The following is a 16,130-nucleotide window of genomic DNA, read 5'->3' as shown; positions in this document are numbered from 1 at the left end:
TGCCCGGACGGGCGGGAGGTTAGCCGTCCTGTGGCGCTGGCTTTACAGGCTCGCTCCGGTCATTCATTGCCTGCATCATTTCGGTGCAAGCTTCCATCATCGGGCCCATCTGATCCATCATCCGCATCATGCCCATCATTCCCGGCATATCGGTCTGGTCCATCATGCGATCATCTTTCATCATCCGATCAGGGGCCATCCCTTGCTCCATATCCTCTTGAGCATGGGCATAGGGTGCCGCGATCATCAGTGCGATCGTTGCGGAAAGGGAAAGTCGTGTCGGGCTCTTCATGGTTCTCTCCTCCTGGTTGAAAGGGTTCGGTCCCTCGTTGCGCGGCTTTTGTCGCTTTCGTTGAGCCTTGCCTGCGCGGCCCGCTGGCGTTCCGGCCATGTGCTCTTGATGAAGGCAAGAATCTTCCGGATCTCGGTATCGGTCAAAAGCTCCGCGAAGCCGGGCATATCGCTTTGATATCCCGGCTGGATGGCCTCGACGCCCAGCTTTGTCATCGTGAACAGTTCCCGGTCGGAATGATGCCATGTATGTCCGGTTTCATCATGTGGCGGTGCAGGCATTCGTCCTGAAGGCAGGCGCCGCTTCCAGTTGGGCTGCCCCTCCAGTTTCGCGCCATGGCAAGAGGCACAGTTCCGGGTATAGAGTTTTTGACCATGCGCGATGTCGTCCTTTGTCATTGCCATGCCCGGAAAACCCGGCCCGCTGGAACCGTCTGCCGGCGCCTCGGCAAGTGCCGTTATCGCAAGAACCGGCAGCAGGGCGGCAAAGCCGAAAACGAGTATCCGCCTATTCATCGGAATACACGGACACGCCGTCCTTGCCGAAAGCATAAGTTGTCAGCCGGCCATGTTTTTCCTGCGCCATCCCCGGCGCGTTGGCGGGCATGCCAGGCAGGGTGATGCCAGCAATATCCGGGCGCTCGGCCAAAAGCCGCTCGATGATGTCCGCCGGCACCAGCCCGCTGACATAGTAGTCGTCGATTTCGGCCAGATGACAGCCAAGCCCCTGCGCGGGAACGCCTGCCGCGACCGAGCGCTTGTCGAAATTCACGTCATCGATGCGCGTCACGTCATATCCATGGGTTTCAAGGTAATCGGCATAGTCGTCGCAGCAGCCGCAACCGGGATCGCGCCAGATGGTGATCTCCCTGGCGCTTTCCTCCGCTTGCGGGCGAGAGGTGTTGGTTTCGTTGTCCTGTGCAGCAGCAACCGAAGCGAATGCAATGGTTCCGCCGATGGCGATCGCACAGAGTGCCGTCAGTTTCGTCATGATTTGGCTCCTTATGTGGCTGAGGGCGCAGCCCAGCTTGCGCCGCCGTCGCGGCTGAGTTTCAGGTTTCCGTCAATGATTGCCGCCATTTGCCCGATGTCCCGGGGGTGAACGGCGATGGCCGTCGCTGCTCCATCGGCCAGTTGTGACCAGACCACGCCACCATTTGACGAGGTCCACAGCCCCGATGGAAGCGCCGCATATAATGTCCCGGGGTGCGAAGGCATGACGGCCAGCGCATGGATCGGCTCTCCTTCGGGAAGCGGTGCTTCGGGCGGCGGTGCCTTGCCAGAGGCCAATGCATCCATCGCATTTCCCGGCTGCACCGCTTGCCAGCGGCAGAAGCAATCCGGAACGCGGATCAGCCCGGCATCGGTTCCGGCATATATCCAGATGCCGCCCATCCCGGTTTCAAGAGCGACCGAGGCGAGCGCGAGCGGGTCATGTTCTGCCTCATTCTGCCAGGGCCGATCCATGGCAAAGGACCAGTTGCGGCCGGAATCCTCGCTTTTCCATAATCCGTCGTCACGAAGTGCGGCATAGATGAGATCGGGATCGTCGGCGGCAATGGTGACAGCATTGACCGGGGCAGAGGGCAAGCCGGCGGCGCGGCTTTCCCAGCCATTACCACCGTCATCCGAGATGCACACGCTTCCGGATGCCAGTCCCGCGACGATCCGGCCCGGACGGTTGGGGTGGGTGGCAAGGGTGGCGACGCGACCGGGGGAGGGCAGTTCCCGCCGCGTGCCGCGCAATGGATCGTATCGCCAAACCCGATGCGTCGCGGCAATAAGCGCGTTGTCATCGAAGGCGAGGCTTGGATCGCCTGTCGCTCGGGCTTGCGACGAACGGGTGGTCATAGACAGCCAAACCCCTGTGCTCGCGGCAAGGAAGGCCCGGCGTGACAGCCCGGAATATGAAGTTCTTGGCATTTGAAAGTCTCATCTGATCTTCAGCAGGCATAGGGCGCATGCTCGGCATGCACCGATAGCCCGGAATGCGGCCCGCTGCCGCGGGACCGCAGTGGCAAAAGTCCGGTTCAGATGAAAATTCGAGGAGGGAAAGGCTCTGGAGACTCGATGAGTCCGGTCAAAGAAACCCTGTTCAGCGGATGCTCCTGCGTCGGGGGGATGGCCAGAAGCGGCCCCATCGATGCGACCAGGGGGGCGACCATGGGAGTCGTGCAGATCATGTCGCAAGCCTGCCCGGCTCCGCCGCCTTCATCCACATCGCAGGACCGGCAATCGGACATGTCCATGCCCATATCAGCAGAGATCGCCATGTCGAACGACATGGCCGAAGCGCCAGCCGGATGCAGCACCGCACCCGTTGCGTAAAGGGCGAGGAACAATGTCACGACGATGCTGGCAACTCTGCGCATGGTAATCACGCTAATCCGGAAATGGCGCCTTGTCGATGCGGCAGATACGCCCCGGCACTCACATCGAGGTCACTGGACGCTATCCCGAGCCGATCAGCACGCCGGTGGCAAAGACCAGTCCGCCGCCGACCACGACCTGCAATGCGGCGCGCCAGAAGGGTGTCTGCATCCAGCGGTTCTGGATCCATGCGATCACCCACAGCTCGATGAAGACTACGATGCAGGCAATGATGGTGGCGGTCCAGAAATGCGGAATCAGATAAGGCAGCGCGTGCCCCAGCCCGCCGATCGCCGTCATCACCCCCGAGGCAAGCCCGCGCTTGAAAGGTGACCCGCGCCCCGACACCACCCCGTCATCCGAGGCTGCCTCGGTAAAGCCCATGCTGATTCCAGCGCCGAGGCTGGCGGCCAGCCCGACCAGAAATGTCGTCCAGCTGTCCTGCGTGGCAAAGGCGGTGGCAAAAATCGGCGCCAGCGTCGAAACGCTGCCATCCATCAGTCCCGCCAGTCCCGGTTGAACCCATGTCAGCACGAAATTGCGATGCGAGACCGCTTCCTCCTCCTCCCGTGCCTCGGGGGTCAAATGTTCGTCGGTCAACTCACCCGCGCGTTCCTCGTGCCCCCGCTCGGCCGCGGCCAGGTCACCCAGCAGCCGGCGGGTCGCCGCATCGCTGCTGGCCTGGGCCGCGCGGGTATAGAACTCGGCCGCGTCATGCTCCATCAGGGCGGCCTCTTCGCGGATCGCCTTCAGCGACAGGTTCCGCATCATCCATGCCGGGCGGCGGCTGTAATAACCTGCGACATGCTCGCGCCGGATCACCGGGATCGCCTCGCCGAACCGGCTCCGATAGGCCCCGATGAGCCGTTGCCGATGCTCGTCCTCCTCGTCGCCCATCCCGTCGAATACCGCTGCCGTAGCCGGGTAATCAGCACGCAGGAACTCCGCCCAGTTACGATAGATCCGCGCATCATCCTCCTCCGAGGCGATGGCCAGCGCCAGCACCTCGCGCTCGCTCAGATCGGAAAAACGCTTGCGATTACTCAGCATCCGCATGGTCTTCTTCTTTGTTCAAATACCTTTGGGGGTGAGGCCGCTCGCGGCCGAGGGGGCGAACAGCCCCCTTGCCACGACAAAGGCGCGGGCACCAGCCGTCACCGTGCGTCTCACGTCGCGCCTGTCAGTTGTTTCCGGCACCAGTCGGTCAGTGCGTCGGGCCGAATCTCTTCTGCCAGTGCACCGCTGAACGCCGCGAAAGCCTGCCGCTGATCCCGTGGAACATGCAACAGCACCGGCAGCCCGCCCAGCACCGCCTGTCCGATCACGTCGCAAAAGCCCCGCCCGACGGCTTCCTGTTTGCCGAATTTTGGCAGGATCAGCAATTCGGCTCCCGCCAGTCTCGCGGCCACACGCGCTGCGGCCGTTTCCAATGCGCCCGGATCCAGGCGGCAGCCGGTCGAGCCGGTGCCAAGCGATTGCGAGATACGGATCGGGCGGTTTTCTTCGCCGATCACCACGATATCCATGTCGCAGGCACAGTTCTGCCCCCGGTCCAGGTTGACTTGCACTGCTCCGGCCAGCCGCAGGCCCCCGCCGGACAGTTCCCGCACCAGCGCCTCCAGAATCCGATCGGCGGCCCCGGGAGGTGCGCCTTCCGGCAATCCAAACCAGCCCAGCATCAGATCCCGCTTTCCAGGGCGAATTTCATCAATCCGTTGATACCGTCCACGCCCAGTTTCTTCTTGAGCGCCGAGGAGGTGTTGGCGGTGGTCTTGTAGCTGACCCCAAGCTCGTCCGCGATGGCCTGCAGGCTAAGGCCGCGCCCGATCAGCCCAAGCACCTGCCTTTCGCGGTCCGACAATGCGCCGAGCGGATCGGCGGCGGCTCCGGCGCGCAGGGTCGCCAGGGCCACGGCCTGTTTGGCGGAGAGGTAGAATTCTCCCGCCTCAAGCGTGCGCACAGCATCACGGAAATCGGCCGGAGGGGCATTCTTCGACAGAAAGCCCTGGGCGCCAGCCTGCAGGGCGCGGGCGGCAAAACCGGTCTGGTCGTTCATTGAAAAGATCAGGATTTGTGCCTTGGGCGCGACCTCGCGCAAGGGCTCGACAAGGTCAAGCCCGCCGGCTCCGGGCAGGCTGATATCGAGTACGATCAGGCTCGGCAGGGGGCCGCTTGCCAGTTGCGCCAAGGCCTCCTCGCCCGACATCGCCTGTCCGACCGGGTCGTAGCCCATTTCGCGCAGCAGGCGGCTGGCGCCCAGATGGGTGATCGGGTGGTCGTCTATGACCAGCGCGCTTTTCATTCCTGTGACCTCATCCGGTCTGCGTCCGAGGCAGGCTTGCCTCTATGGTGGTTCCGTCTTCTCCCGATGACAGGCGCAACCTGCCGCCCAGAAGGGTAATCCGCTCGCGCATGCCGGTCAGCCCGGTGCCCTCGCGGCTGTCGGGGCCGAAGCCCTTGCCGTCATCGGACAGGATCATGCGCCAATGCGCCGGATCGGTCCAGAGGCGGATCGTCACGGAAGCCGCATCGGCGTGGCGCAGCGCATTGGTCGTGCCCTCCTGCAGGATGCGGAACAGGGTCAGCGCGGTGGCTTCGTCGGGTTCCGGCAACCCCGCCGCGATGTTCAGGCCGATGCGGATATCGGGAAAGCGGCGGCCCAGATCGTCCACGTAATCCGACAGCACGGCAGGCAGGGGCAGCTGCCCCACCGCCGCCGGACGCAGATCGTCCAGCAGGGCCCGGTTCACGCGCGAGATCTCCGCGGCGATTGAGGCGATGGCGTCGGCATGCTCGACGATCGCGGCACCAGAGGCCGCCTTGCGCAGCGCATCTGCCTCGACACGCAGGCCAAAGAGGCATGGCCCCATCTCGTCATGCAGATCACGGGCGATGGCCTTGCGTTCCTCGTCGCCGCGACTGACGACCCGGCGCTGCAACTGCCTGCGATCGGCCTGTGCCTGCTCCAGCGCGGATGCCAGCCGGTCCACGCCCTCGGCCAACGGCGCAAGATCGGGTTGCGACAGGTCGCCGACCCGCGCGGTCAGGTCGCCATGGGTCAGATCCTCAAGTCGCGCCTTGATGCTGCCTACCGGGCGCAGCGCGTGCCGGGTTGCGACCAGGATCAGCAACGCCTGCGCCACCGCCGCAATCGCCGCCAGCCCGAGCGTGGTGCGCATGTTTCGCCATGCGCTGGCTATTCCGGCCGCGGGATCCGTGGCGATATGGACAAAGCCTTGCAGCCGTCCGCCGGCGGTGACAGGCACGCGGGTTTCCTGTGGTTCCGGCGCAACCAGCGCCGCGAACCAGCCCGGTGCGGCATTCACCGGTTTCTGCCCGGAATCGGATTCGCGGATGGCGCCCTCGCGCGGATCGAGAATCATGATCGTGGTGTGACGCGGGGGAACCAGCCGTTCAGGCAGTATCGCCATCAGCTCTTCCGGGGCAACGGCAGTTTGCAGGGTGCCGATGGTGGCCAGCACCAGTGAACGGGCCGTCTGTGCGCCAAGCCGGGTTTCCAGCGCGATCTCGCCGCGCAGGCTGCTTAGATTAGCCGCCGCCAGCGCCGCAAACAGCAGAGCCTGCACGGCGAATATCAGCAGGAGGATGCGCGTGATCAGGGGCAGGCGGTTCATACCCCGCAGATTGGCGCATGCACGACGGGACGTCCATGCCCATGGGCGAACCGATCCCACAACCCGATGGGGCTTTCCAGAGGGATGTGCAGCATGAAGGATGATCCCCTTGATGAACTGTGTTCCTACCTCGATCACCCTATGACATGCACCGGACAGGCGGTGGGCGTTGCAGACAGCAAAGCGCCGGGATGCGGTCGATCGGATCCACACTATAATGGGGTCTATCAAGCTGATTACCGGAAAGGCTGATGTGGAGATCAGAATGTCACGAGAGAGTCGAATGCCCGTTAGCCCCTGATCGCCCCGGCCTCGGTCGGGAATATCCGAATCTGTCACTCCCAAAGAGAGTTAATCACTTTCAAGATAGTGGCGGTAACCTAGATAAAACATTCCGGTCAAAAGGTGACATGAAAAGCAATAGCTTATGAGTAGGTGGTGGGCGACCCTGGAATCGAACCAGGCATGGGTCTCCCCGGCGGAGTTACAGTCCGCTGCCGCACCTTGCAGCACGTCGCCCGCCGAGCGCCATCGGCGTGTGGCGTGATTAGCGACCGCGCGGATGGGCGTCAAGCGGATTTCCGGGGCTTGCGCGAAGACAGCGGGACGCGCAGAGAGGGAAATGCAACAAGGGAAAACAAGATGGCCGATACGTCGCGGAAAACGAAGAAGCCAAGCTGGGTCATTGACAAGGAACGCGCACGCCGAGCGGCAGGGGCCGAGACATTGTGGCTTTTCGGACTGCATGCCGTTCGTGACGCATTGGCGAACCCCGCCCGCGAAAAGCTGCGGCTCGTGGCGACGCGGAATGCCCTGGACCGTCTGGGCGAGCTGCATGGCATGACACCGGAGCTGACCGATTCGCGCGTGTTCACGAAAATTGTTCCGTTGCCGGATGAAAGCGTCCATCAGGGCGTGGCGCTGGAAGTGAAACCGCTGAAATGGGGAAGCCTCAGCGAGGTCGCGCTACGCGAAGCGCCGGGGGAGACGCGGCCGCTGCTCGTCGCTCTCGACAGGGTTAGCGATCCGCATAATGTCGGTGCCGTGCTGCGGTCGTCCGAGGTGTTCGGCGCAAGGGCGGTAATCGCGCCTGCCCGCCATTCGGCACCAGAGACCGGTGCCCTGGCCAAGACTGCCTCGGGGGCGCTGGAGCGCCAACCCTATCTGCGGGTGCCGAATCTGGCGGAGGCGTTAAATCAATTGAAGCAAATGGGCTTTATCCTGATCGGACTGGATGGCTCCGGCGGCATGGATCTGCCCGACCTGCTGACCGATCTGTCGGGACGGGCCATCTGCCTGGTATTGGGTTCCGAAGGCCCGGGGATGCGCGATCTGACGACGAAAACCTGCGATTACGTCGCGCGTATTCCCTTTGCTGCGGATTTCGGCTCCCTGAACGTTTCGAACGCTGCCGCCGTGGCACTATACGCGGCGGCCAGGTGACAAGGTATCACAAGCATGCGACAGGCCCGTCTTGCCGTTGAGAATCACGCCAAGGGCTGTCAATCATTATGGCTCCTGTTGCAGTGACCTCCATGAAGCAGCTGATCCTGTCCATATCGTTGTCTTTCGCACTCGCGTCACCTTCCTTCGCGGAGGATTGGGCGTTGGGTGGATATGATGCGGTCGGATATACCTCCGGCCATGCCGTCCCGGGGCGCAGAGATATCGTGACGATGTGGAGGGGCAAGGCGTGGCATTTCGTCTCGGAAGAGAATCGGTCCCGATTCGAGGCAGATCCGCGGCATTTTACCCCCGCTTTTGGCGGGTATTGCCCCGTATCGCTGGTCAATGGCCGACAACAACAGGGTGATCCGCGGTTTTTTGCCGTTATCGATCATCAGCTGTATCTGTTCCGCTCCGGCGCGGAATTGCGGAAGGTCAGAAAGTCCCCGGACCGGATACTGAAAGAGGCCCGGGAAATATGGTCCGCTATGAAGTAAAGCCCGGATTTCATGTAGCTTAATCACATTTTCGAGAATTCTCTGGAACTTTTCGTCCGTGTTGCCCATTTAATTTACAGAACATGACCCCGGAACGGTCATGTTCGGATCACTGTCCCTCGTTCCGCGACTTGCGCCCGGCCAGATTCTGGACCGGGCGCCTTTTCTGTGCAAGGTTAACGCACCGTCCTGGCAGAGAGGGAGGCTCGCCTTGCAGATCGAGATCGACGAAGACGAACAGATCGCCCGGATCGCTCGTGAGACCAAGGTGGTCGCGATGGTGGGCCTGTCGCCCAACGAGGCACGCCCAAGCTGGGGCGTGGCACGTTACCTGCAATCACAGGGAATTCGCGTCATTCCCGTCAACCCCGGCCATGCCGGCGGCACGATTCTCGATGAACGGGTCTATGCGCATCTCGCCGATATTCCTGCTGACGCCGGCGTTCAGATGGTGGATATCTTTCGCCGTTCGGAAGCTTTGGGCACGATCATTGACGAGGCTCTGGCGCATATGCCCGATCTGAAGGTGATCTGGCTGCAACTGGGCCTCAGGGATGAGGCGGGAGCGGCCAGGGCCCGTCAACGGGGCGTGGAGGTCATCCAGGACCGCTGCCCGAAGATCGAGTTTCCGCGGCATATCTGACGCCATGCTGTGATCATGCGGCGGATCTTCAGACACGGAGCCGCTGCCCGAAGATCCGCCGCAGGCAATTTACAGAACCTTGTCCAGAACCGTTTTCAGGCGGTTGATGGTACCTTCGACATCCTTCAGCTTGTCGAGCCCGAAGAGACCAAGCCGGAATGTAGAGAAACTGTCCCCCTCGTTCACGGCAAGAGGGACGCCTGCCGCGATCTGCATTCCTTCGGCGGCGAATTTCTTGCCGGACCTGATATCCGGATCAGCGGTATAGGACACGACGACCCCCGGTGCGGCAAAACCCGGGGCAGCGACCGAACGCAGGCCTTTTTCTGCCAGCATCGCGCGGACACCGTTGCCAAGTCGCCATTGTGCCTCGCGCGCCGCCTCGAAACCCATTTCCCGCGTTTCGGCAATGGCTGCGTGCAGGCCGACCAGGGCGTCGGTCGGCATGGTCGCGTGATAGGCGTGGCCGCCATCCTCGTAGGCTGTCATGATGGCGCGCCATTTTTTCAGATCCAGCGCGAAGCTGTCGCTTTCGGTTTGCTGTAGTTGTTCCCCCGCTGCTTCCGACATCATGACAAGCCCCGCGGAGGGGGAGGCGGACCAGCCCTTCTGTGGCGCCGAGATCAGGATATCGACACCGAGCGCTTTCATATCCACCCAGATTGTGCCCGAAGCGATGCAGTCCAGCACCATCAGCGCCCCGGCTTCATGTGCGGCGTCAGCCATGGCGGCGATATATTCGTCCGGCAGGATCAGCCCGGCGGATGTCTCGACATGTGGTGCAAAGACGACATCGGGACGTGCCTCCGCGATCCGGGCAACCACCTCTTCGATCGGTGGCGGGGCAAAGGCGGGCTGCGGCTCGTTCCCGGCGGGGCGGGCCATGGCGACAGTGGTTTCGCGGGAAAAGCCACCCGCCTCGAAAATCTGGCTCCACCGATAGCTGAACCAGCCATTACGCACGATCAGCGCATGGGCATCGCGTCCGAATTGCCGTGCCACGGCCTCCATCGCATAGGTGCCTCCTCCCGGCACGATAGCGATCTGATCGGCGGCATAGACCTCGCGCAGGGTAGAGGACAACTCGCGCATGACACGCTGGAATTTCTGCGACATGTGGTTCAGTGAGCGGTCGGTGAACACCACCGAGAATTCCTGCAGGCCGTCGGGATCGATTGCGGACATGAACGCGGCTCCTTCATAATCGGTTCGGGCTGCAGGCTAACCCGTCCCCACCGGCTTTGCCAGCCAACCAAATGGCGCAACCCCTTGCGGCCACCCCATCCGCGCGACTACCTTGCGACCAGGGACAACTTTGCAGGTCATTCATGCATATCGGTATACTTCAATGCGGTCAGTCGCCCGCGCAACTGAAGGAAGCACTGGGCGACTATCCCGATATGTTCGCGCGGATGCTGGGCGGGCGCGGATTCGAATTCCGGGTCTGGCATGTCGAGGGAATGGAGTTTCCCTCGGATGTTCACGATGCGGATGGCTGGCTGCTGACCGGCTCCCGTCACGGTGCTTACGAAGATCATCCATTCATCCCGCCGCTTGAGGATTTTATCCGCCGTGCCTATGCCGAGGGGGTGCCGCAGGTGGGCATCTGTTTCGGTCACCAGATCATCGCGCAGGCATTGGGCGGCAAGGTTGTCAAGCATCCGGGCGGGTGGGCAGTCGGTGCGCAGAACTACGATTTCGATGGCCAGTCCGTGACCCTGAACGCATGGCATCAGGATCAGGTCGCGGTCTTGCCAGAGGGGGCGGAGGTCGTTGCGCGCAACGATTTCTGCGAGAACGCCGCACTGATCTATGGCGACCGGGTTTTCAGCGTGCAGCCGCATCCCGAATTCGATGACGCTTTCGTGCAGGGTCTGATGGATACCCGGGCCAAGGGTATCGTCCCGCAGGAGCTGTTGGACCGCGCTGCCAGCCGGATGGGCGAGGCCAGAGACTCCGAACTGCTGGCCGATCGCATCGAGGCATTTTTCAAGCAGTCCCGCGCCCGGGCGAAGGGAGCGGCATGAACAAGCACTGGATGGAGCGCACGCCCGAGGCAGCGCGCGAGTATCTGGCCGGGCGCCGGCTGGACGAGGTCGAATGCATCGTGGCCGATATCGCCGGTGTGGCGCGGGGCAAGGCGATGCCGGCTTCGAAATTTGCGCGCCAGGACAAGTTCTATCTGCCGAACTCGATATTCCTGCAGACCATCACCGGCGAGTGGGCCGACAACCCGACGGGGGCCTTCACCGAGCCCGACATGATTCTGACCCCCGATTACAGCACGGCGAGCGCCGCGCCATGGACAGCGGACTGGACGCTTCAGATCATCCATGACGCGATGGATCAGCAGGGCAATCCGGTTCCCATTGCTCCACGCAACGTGCTGAAGCGGGTGGTCAGGCTCTATGAGGAGAAGGGCTGGAAACCCGTCATCGCGCCCGAGATGGAATTCTTCCTCGTCGCTCGGAATACCGACCCCAACCAGCCGATCATTCCCCCGATGGGACGCACCGGCAGGCGGGCGGCAGCCAAGCAGGCCTATTCTATGTCGGCGGTGGACGAGTATGGCAAGGTCATCGACGATATCTATGACTTCGCCGAGGCGCAGGGATTCGAGATCGACGGCATCCTGCAAGAGGGCGGAGCAGGGCAGGTCGAGATCAACCTCAATCACGGCGATCCCGTCGCGCTGGCCGACGAGATTTTCTATTTCAAGCGCCTGATCCGCGAGGCGGCGCTGCGGCATGACTGCTTTGCGACTTTCATGGCCAAGCCGATCGAGGGCGAACCGGGCAGTGCCATGCATATCCACCATTCGATCGTGGACATGAAAACCGGGCGGAATATCTTTTCGGATGCGAAGGGCCGCGAGACTCCGGCCTTCCTGCATTTCATTGCCGGAATGCAGCGACATCTGCCCGCGGCCATCGCGCTGCTGGCGCCTTACGTGAACAGCTATCGCCGCTATGTTCCGGATTTCGCCGCTCCGATCAACCTGGAATGGGGTCGCGACAACCGCACGACAGGGCTGCGCGTGCCGATATCAGGGCCTGAAGCGCGGCGGATCGAGAACCGGCTGGCCGGGATGGACTGTAATCCCTATCTGGGCATTGCCGCTTCGTTGGCCTGCGGTTATCTGGGATTGCTGGAGGGTGAGGCCCCTCGCGCGGAATATCTGGGCGACGCCTATATGTCGCAGGACGAGTTGCCCTATAACCTAGGCGATGCGCTGGATATCATGGCCGAAAATTCCGCCATGCGCAATGTGCTGGGCGAAGAGTTCGCAGCGGTCTATGAGTCCGTGAAACGTAACGAATACAAGGAGTTCCTTCAGGTCATCAGCCCGTGGGAACGGGAACATCTGCTGCTGAACGTCTGAAGTGAAGCACAGTCGTTTATGCGGGAGCGCCCATGAACCTGCTTTATGTCAATGACCGGCGCGGCGAATATCCCGCCAGCCTCTATGCCGAGACCCGCAGCCCGCTCGATCCTTTCCCGATGCTGAAGGGCGAGGCGCGGGCCGATGTCGCGGTTGTCGGGGGTGGCTATACCGGCCTGTCGGCGGCGCTTCACCTGGCCCGGCGTGGGTTTCAGGTCATGCTGGTCGAGGCCCATCGCGTGGGCTTCGGTGCCTCGGGCCGCAATGGCGGGCAGTTGGGATCGGGCCAGCGGCAGGAGGTTGACTGGCTGGAGGCCCAACTGGGCCGGGATCGCGCCCGGCACCTGTGGGCTCTGGCCGAAGAGGCCAAGGCGCTGGTCCGCTCGCTGGCGGATGAGGCCGGGGTGCCGGTGCGCGATGGCGTAGCTCATGCCTGCCGGAACAAATCCGAGGTGAATCACGCCCGGAACCTCGCCGACCATCTGGCGCAATATTATGGCTATGACCGGATAGAGCCGTTGGATGGTCCCGGACTGGCCGAACTGATCGGCAGCGACGCGTATGTCGGCGGTGATGTCGATTGGGGTGCGGGGCATCTTCACCCGCTCAACCTCGCCATCGGCATCGCGCGGCTGGCGGATGAAGCCGGGGTGCACATATGTGAAAACACCCATGTCCACCGTATCACTCATGCACGCAAGGCCGAAGAGAAAACCATCCTGCATTGCGACACCGGCAAGGTGATCTGTGATCACGTGATCCTAGCCGGTAACGGTTATCTGGGGGATATCGCGCCGCAGGTCGCCGCCCGCGTCATGCCGATCAACAATTACATCGTGGCGACCGAGCCTCTGGGCGAGGAATTCCCCGAGATCCTGCCCCGAAATCCCGCGGTTGCCGATACCAAATTCGTGGTGAATTACTGGCGTCTGGACGATGAACGGCGGTTGATCTTCGGCGGTGGCGAGACCGTCAGCTACCGCTTTCCCGAAGATATCGCCGGGGTGGTGCGGCCGCATTTGCTGTCGGTCTATCCGCAGCTTCGGGATGTCCGCCTGACCCATGCCTGGGGGGGGACTCTGGCGATCACCATGAATCGGATGCCCTGTTTCGCGCGGCCCGCACCCAACTGCCTTTCAGCCAGCGGGTTTTCGGGGCATGGCGTCGCATTGGCGACGTTGTCAGGACGGCTTATGGCCGAGGCGGTGGCGGGGCAGGCCGAAGGTTTCGACGCGATGGCGGCGGTTCCGACGCGCCCTTTCCCCGGCGGCGCGATATTGAGGACGCCACTGCTCGTGGCGGGTATGGCGTGGTATGGGCTGCGGGACCGGTTAGGGTTCTGACCTGCTCAGCCTTCGGATATTCCCAGATCCTGCAATACCTTCTGACGCACCAAGGCCGAATCCCGGTCCGGAACCCCCAACAGCCCGGCGACCAGGCGAATCATTGTTTCTTCGTCCGACACGCGCGTGGTGTCAGCATAGGCCGTCTCCCACATCGAGGCGATCACGTCCAGGCGATCCTCCAGCGCGATCCGGTCCTTGATCGAACGGGTGAAGCGCACGGTATCGGGGGCCTCGGCCTCGATCATCTCTGCGGCGGCACGACGCTCTGCGGCCTCGTCCAGCGTCAGCCCACGGCGGCGCGCCAATATCTGATCAATGCGCCGCCGTTCCGCCTGCTCGTAATGATCGTCCGACCGGGCCACACGCACCAGAAGCGCCGCAATCGCCACTTCCGCGTCCGGCGAAGCCAGCGGCTGCGGATGCGGTTCATCGTTGAAAAGGCGGGTCAAGAGGTTGCGAAACATTATTCAATCATACGGTTTTTCTTCGCAACCACAAGTATCTAGCTGTCACCAGGCCAGCCTTCGATGATCACGAGATCAGCCTGGCTGACAGGATCCCGCAATGCCTTGGCGCGCTGATATTCCGCGCTGTGATAACAATCCCGCGCCGCCTGAAGCGAAGGGAACTCGATCACTACGCTGCGTGGCCGCATCTGACCTTCGACGACCTCTTGCGGGGCGCCACGGACCAGGAACCGCCCGCCGAATTTCGAGAATGCCTCGGCATTGGCCTGACGGTATGCTTCATAGGCTTGGGGGTCGTCTATGCTGACATGGGCGATCCAATAGGCTTTGGTCATGATTCCTCCGGTATCCGGATGCGGCCTTCCGCCACCTGGACGGCACCGCCGCTGATCCTAATCTCGCTCAGGCTGCCGCCTTGAACCAGGGTGGTCAAGCCGATCCGCGAGGGGCGGCCCATTTCGATGCCCTGCTGCAACGGGATCTGCGTCTCACCCTCGGCCAGCGCGCCGCTTTCCAGCAGTTGCGCCGCCAGAATGGCTGAGGCCGACCCGGTCGCCGGATCCTCGGGAATTCCTGCGGTGGGCGAGAACATCCGGGCACGAAAGCCCGCATCTCCGCTCGTGTAAAGATAGGCGCTGCCGACCTGTGCTTCGGCCATCAGCCGCGACCAGTAAGGCTCGATCGGCCGTGCGGTGGCCAGGTCAGCCAGGCTGGCAACCGGAACGAAGAGAAAAGCCGGCCCGCCCTGCCAGATCCCCGGGCGATGATTCCCGAACCCGATTGCCGCCTTCGGCAGATCCAGCGCCAGCGCGACCAGTTCGTCCTCCGCCTTTCCCGGATGCGCAACCGGCAGCCTTGGGGCTATGAATTCAGCCTGTCCCGCGCGAATCTCGACCGGAACCAGCCCCGCCTCCTCCTCCAGCAGCACGCGCCCGTCCCGTCCCCCGCACAGATGCAAGGCGCAGCCGATGGTGGGGTGGCCGGCAAAAGGGATTTCCGCGGTCGGAAAGAATATCCGCACCCGTGCCGTATTCGCCGGATCACGCGGTGCCATGACAAAGATTGTCTCGGACAGGTTGAACTGCCGCGCGATCACCTGCATCTGCGCCGTGCTCAACCCATCGGCCCCCATCACCACGGCCAGTGGATTCCCGGCAAATGGCCGGTCTGTGAATACGTCGTAAACATGATATTCGAGCATGTGCGCCTCGTTCTTTCTTGTCCGAATACCTCCGGGGGAGGCAGGGCGGGAGTGGGCAGTCGCCTTGATCCGTTCAGTATTCCCGAGATGCCTGTAGATCGTGTGGCAAGGCCTCGTATTTGCCCAGCCAGCTCCGTGCCAGTTCCGGCAGTTCGTCGTAATGGCCGATGAGCGCGTCCGGCGTCAGCCGCGAGATTGCCGCTCCCTCGGGACCGAAGCCGACCAGCGCGATCCGGACCCCGGCAGCCGTTGCGGTCTTGCGGTCGGTTTCCGTGTCACCCAACAGGAATGAGGCCGAAACCTCGCCATTCGCCGCCGCGACCGCCGCGCGATAGGGCCTGGGGTCGGGCTTGCGAACCGGCAAGGTGTCTGCCCCGATCAGCGCGGCGAAGATGTCGCGTATCCCCAGTTGGCGCAGCAGGCTTTCCGCCAGTCCCTCAGGCTTGTTGGTGCAAATGGCAAGCCGATGTCCATCCGATGCAAGTTGTTCCAGAGCCGCCTCGACCCCGGGATAAAGGCGCGTATGAACCGCGATGTTACTGCCATAGAAGTCCAGCAGGCGCGGGTAATCCTCTTCCTCTGCGCCGGGAGGCAGCAATACATCCTGCGGCACCCGCCCATATCCCGCCCGCAGCATCGCCCGCCCGCCGTGAAAAGCGATCAAGGCATCAGCGACCGGATCGAGCAATGGGCCCAGGCCGCGCGCCTCGAAGCAGGAATTCGCGGCGGCGATCAGATCGGCTGAAGTGTCGGCCAATGTGCCATCCAGATCGAAGACGACTGTTCCCGCCATCCGTTTCCCTTTCAGTTAACAATCCGAAACCAAAGGTGAATGCCCCAGGGCTTTCCAGC

General features: G+C 62.7%; 20 protein-coding genes and 1 tRNA gene. 6 read left to right on the top strand and 15 right to left on the bottom strand.

Features of this window, described 5'->3' with window-relative positions; translation table 11 throughout:
* Positions 1 to 19 precede the first annotated feature (19 nt).
* From C9E81_RS11925 to C9E81_RS11880, 10 genes are all read right to left on the bottom strand, one after another.
* On the bottom strand, positions 20 to 247 hold the full coding sequence (locus tag C9E81_RS11925) for a hypothetical protein (RefSeq protein WP_147457588.1): 228 nt from the start codon (positions 245 to 247) through the stop codon (positions 20 to 22).
* A 41-nt stretch (positions 248 to 288) separates the two neighbouring features.
* Positions 289 to 807, bottom strand: coding sequence for a c-type cytochrome (locus C9E81_RS11920; RefSeq protein WP_147457587.1), 519 nt, complete (start codon positions 805 to 807; stop codon positions 289 to 291).
* Positions 800 to 1,282: a DUF411 domain-containing protein gene (locus tag C9E81_RS11915; protein ID WP_122112577.1), complete on the bottom strand. Its 483-nt coding sequence runs from the start codon at positions 1,280 to 1,282 to the stop codon at positions 800 to 802. The genes C9E81_RS11920 and C9E81_RS11915 overlap by 8 nt, the downstream gene beginning before the upstream one ends.
* A gap of 11 nt (positions 1,283 to 1,293) precedes the next feature.
* Positions 1,294 to 2,142, bottom strand: coding sequence for a WD40/YVTN/BNR-like repeat-containing protein (locus C9E81_RS11910; RefSeq protein ID WP_243698629.1), 849 nt, complete (start codon positions 2,140 to 2,142; stop codon positions 1,294 to 1,296).
* 179 nt (positions 2,143 to 2,321) lie between these two features.
* Positions 2,322 to 2,663, bottom strand: coding sequence for a hypothetical protein (locus C9E81_RS11905; protein WP_122112576.1), 342 nt, complete (start codon positions 2,661 to 2,663; stop codon positions 2,322 to 2,324).
* Positions 2,664 to 2,742: 79 nt separating this feature from the next.
* Positions 2,743 to 3,717 (bottom strand): iron exporter MbfA, encoded by a 975-nt coding sequence (gene mbfA, locus C9E81_RS11900; protein WP_122112575.1) that lies wholly within the window; start codon positions 3,715 to 3,717, stop codon positions 2,743 to 2,745.
* 110 nt (positions 3,718 to 3,827) lie between these two features.
* The gene (locus C9E81_RS11895; protein WP_122112574.1) at positions 3,828 to 4,340 is read right to left on the bottom strand and encodes a DUF2478 domain-containing protein; all 513 of its coding nucleotides are present in this window, start codon (positions 4,338 to 4,340) and stop codon (positions 3,828 to 3,830) included.
* On the bottom strand, positions 4,340 to 4,963 hold the full coding sequence (locus C9E81_RS11890; RefSeq protein WP_122112573.1) for a response regulator: 624 nt from the start codon (positions 4,961 to 4,963) through the stop codon (positions 4,340 to 4,342). The genes C9E81_RS11895 and C9E81_RS11890 overlap by 1 nt, the downstream gene beginning before the upstream one ends.
* 10 nt (positions 4,964 to 4,973) lie before the next feature.
* Complete coding sequence (locus tag C9E81_RS11885; protein WP_122112572.1) at positions 4,974 to 6,296, bottom strand: ATP-binding protein; 1,323 nt, start codon at positions 6,294 to 6,296, stop codon at positions 4,974 to 4,976.
* 436 nt (positions 6,297 to 6,732) lie between these two features.
* Positions 6,733 to 6,816 (bottom strand) — tRNA-Tyr (locus C9E81_RS11880).
* 122 nt (positions 6,817 to 6,938) lie between these two features.
* Here C9E81_RS11880 and rlmB point away from each other — a divergent pair.
* The 3 genes from rlmB (at position 6,939) to C9E81_RS11865 (ending at position 8,882) form a co-directional block, all read left to right on the top strand.
* Positions 6,939 to 7,739, top strand: coding sequence for a 23S rRNA (guanosine(2251)-2'-O)-methyltransferase RlmB (rlmB, locus tag C9E81_RS11875; RefSeq protein WP_122112571.1), 801 nt, complete (start codon positions 6,939 to 6,941; stop codon positions 7,737 to 7,739).
* A 68-nt stretch (positions 7,740 to 7,807) separates the two neighbouring features.
* Positions 7,808 to 8,239 carry a YHS domain-containing (seleno)protein gene (locus tag C9E81_RS23675; protein WP_425010640.1) on the top strand — a complete coding sequence of 144 codons (432 nt, stop codon included), beginning with the start codon at positions 7,808 to 7,810 and terminating at the stop codon, positions 8,237 to 8,239.
* A gap of 211 nt (positions 8,240 to 8,450) precedes the next feature.
* A complete protein-coding gene (locus tag C9E81_RS11865; RefSeq protein WP_341802639.1) occupies positions 8,451 to 8,882 on the top strand; it encodes a CoA-binding protein in 432 nt (143 codons plus the stop codon).
* 69 nt (positions 8,883 to 8,951) lie between these two features.
* On the opposite strand, the gene C9E81_RS11860 is transcribed toward C9E81_RS11865, so the two are convergent.
* The gene (locus tag C9E81_RS11860; RefSeq protein WP_122112568.1) at positions 8,952 to 10,067 is read right to left on the bottom strand and encodes an aminotransferase class V-fold PLP-dependent enzyme; all 1,116 of its coding nucleotides are present in this window, start codon (positions 10,065 to 10,067) and stop codon (positions 8,952 to 8,954) included.
* Between the two features lie 143 nt (positions 10,068 to 10,210).
* Here C9E81_RS11860 and C9E81_RS11855 point away from each other — a divergent pair, with 143 nt between their 5' ends.
* From C9E81_RS11855 to C9E81_RS11845, 3 genes are read left to right on the top strand one after another with little or no spacing between them, the layout of a single operon-like run.
* Entirely contained in the window at positions 10,211 to 10,909 is a 699-nt protein-coding gene (locus C9E81_RS11855; protein ID WP_122112567.1) for a type 1 glutamine amidotransferase, read from the top strand.
* Positions 10,906 to 12,264, top strand: a complete 1,359-nt coding sequence (locus C9E81_RS11850) for a glutamine synthetase family protein (protein WP_122112566.1) — start codon at positions 10,906 to 10,908, stop codon at positions 12,262 to 12,264. The genes C9E81_RS11855 and C9E81_RS11850 overlap by 4 nt, the downstream gene beginning before the upstream one ends.
* Positions 12,265 to 12,296: 32 nt before the next feature.
* Positions 12,297 to 13,607 (top strand): NAD(P)/FAD-dependent oxidoreductase, encoded by a 1,311-nt coding sequence (locus C9E81_RS11845; RefSeq protein WP_122112565.1) that lies wholly within the window; start codon positions 12,297 to 12,299, stop codon positions 13,605 to 13,607.
* A gap of 5 nt (positions 13,608 to 13,612) precedes the next feature.
* On the opposite strand, the gene C9E81_RS11840 is transcribed toward C9E81_RS11845, so the two are convergent.
* The 4 genes from C9E81_RS11840 to C9E81_RS11825 all read right to left on the bottom strand — a co-directional run bounded on the left by C9E81_RS11840 (position 13,613) and on the right by C9E81_RS11825 (position 16,071).
* The gene (locus C9E81_RS11840; protein WP_122112564.1) at positions 13,613 to 14,074 is read right to left on the bottom strand and encodes a tellurite resistance TerB family protein; all 462 of its coding nucleotides are present in this window, start codon (positions 14,072 to 14,074) and stop codon (positions 13,613 to 13,615) included.
* A 38-nt stretch (positions 14,075 to 14,112) separates the two neighbouring features.
* Entirely contained in the window at positions 14,113 to 14,412 is a 300-nt protein-coding gene (locus C9E81_RS11835) for a DUF1330 domain-containing protein (RefSeq protein ID WP_122112563.1), read from the bottom strand.
* Positions 14,409 to 15,278, bottom strand: a complete 870-nt coding sequence (locus C9E81_RS11830; protein WP_122112562.1) for a PhzF family phenazine biosynthesis protein — start codon at positions 15,276 to 15,278, stop codon at positions 14,409 to 14,411. Before C9E81_RS11830 ends, C9E81_RS11835 begins: the two co-directional genes overlap by 4 nt.
* A 73-nt stretch (positions 15,279 to 15,351) precedes the next feature.
* Positions 15,352 to 16,071, bottom strand: coding sequence for an HAD-IA family hydrolase (locus C9E81_RS11825; protein WP_122112561.1), 720 nt, complete (start codon positions 16,069 to 16,071; stop codon positions 15,352 to 15,354).
* Between the last annotated feature and the right edge of the window lie 59 nt (positions 16,072 to 16,130).

The organism is Paracoccus alkanivorans, from assembly GCF_003697785.1.
Taxonomy (GTDB): domain Bacteria; phylum Pseudomonadota; class Alphaproteobacteria; order Rhodobacterales; family Rhodobacteraceae; genus Paracoccus; species Paracoccus alkanivorans.
The sequence above is the reverse complement of the archived record's forward strand: the minus strand, read 5'-3'. Positions and strand labels throughout refer to the sequence as shown.

Bases quoted from the DNA above. Each gene is read 5' to 3' on its own strand.
- C9E81_RS11925 (WP_147457588.1), bottom strand. From the start codon at position 247: ATGATCGCGGCACCCTATGCCCATGCTCAAGAGGATATGGAGCAAGGG.
- C9E81_RS11920 (WP_147457587.1), bottom strand. From the start codon at position 807: ATGAATAGGCGGATACTCGTTTTCGGCTTTGCCGCCCTGCTGCCGGTT.
- C9E81_RS11915 (WP_122112577.1), bottom strand. From the start codon at position 1,282: ATGACGAAACTGACGGCACTCTGTGCGATCGCCATCGGCGGAACCATT.
- C9E81_RS11910 (WP_243698629.1), bottom strand. From the start codon at position 2,142: ATGACCACCCGTTCGTCGCAAGCCCGAGCGACAGGCGATCCAAGCCTC.
- C9E81_RS11905 (WP_122112576.1), bottom strand. From the start codon at position 2,663: ATGCGCAGAGTTGCCAGCATCGTCGTGACATTGTTCCTCGCCCTTTAC.
- mbfA (WP_122112575.1), bottom strand. From the start codon at position 3,717: ATGCGGATGCTGAGTAATCGCAAGCGTTTTTCCGATCTGAGCGAGCGC.
- C9E81_RS11895 (WP_122112574.1), bottom strand. From the start codon at position 4,340: ATGCTGGGCTGGTTTGGATTGCCGGAAGGCGCACCTCCCGGGGCCGCC.
- C9E81_RS11890 (WP_122112573.1), bottom strand. From the start codon at position 4,963: ATGAAAAGCGCGCTGGTCATAGACGACCACCCGATCACCCATCTGGGC.
- C9E81_RS11885 (WP_122112572.1), bottom strand. From the start codon at position 6,296: ATGAACCGCCTGCCCCTGATCACGCGCATCCTCCTGCTGATATTCGCC.
- rlmB (WP_122112571.1), top strand. From the start codon at position 6,939: ATGGCCGATACGTCGCGGAAAACGAAGAAGCCAAGCTGGGTCATTGAC.
- C9E81_RS23675 (WP_425010640.1), top strand. From the start codon at position 7,808: ATGGCTCCTGTTGCAGTGACCTCCATGAAGCAGCTGATCCTGTCCATA.
- C9E81_RS11860 (WP_122112568.1), bottom strand. From the start codon at position 10,067: ATGTCCGCAATCGATCCCGACGGCCTGCAGGAATTCTCGGTGGTGTTC.
- C9E81_RS11855 (WP_122112567.1), top strand. From the start codon at position 10,211: ATGCATATCGGTATACTTCAATGCGGTCAGTCGCCCGCGCAACTGAAG.
- C9E81_RS11850 (WP_122112566.1), top strand. From the start codon at position 10,906: ATGAACAAGCACTGGATGGAGCGCACGCCCGAGGCAGCGCGCGAGTAT.
- C9E81_RS11845 (WP_122112565.1), top strand. From the start codon at position 12,297: ATGAACCTGCTTTATGTCAATGACCGGCGCGGCGAATATCCCGCCAGC.
- C9E81_RS11840 (WP_122112564.1), bottom strand. From the start codon at position 14,074: ATGTTTCGCAACCTCTTGACCCGCCTTTTCAACGATGAACCGCATCCG.
- C9E81_RS11835 (WP_122112563.1), bottom strand. From the start codon at position 14,412: ATGACCAAAGCCTATTGGATCGCCCATGTCAGCATAGACGACCCCCAA.
- C9E81_RS11830 (WP_122112562.1), bottom strand. From the start codon at position 15,278: ATGCTCGAATATCATGTTTACGACGTATTCACAGACCGGCCATTTGCC.
- C9E81_RS11825 (WP_122112561.1), bottom strand. From the start codon at position 16,071: ATGGCGGGAACAGTCGTCTTCGATCTGGATGGCACATTGGCCGACACT.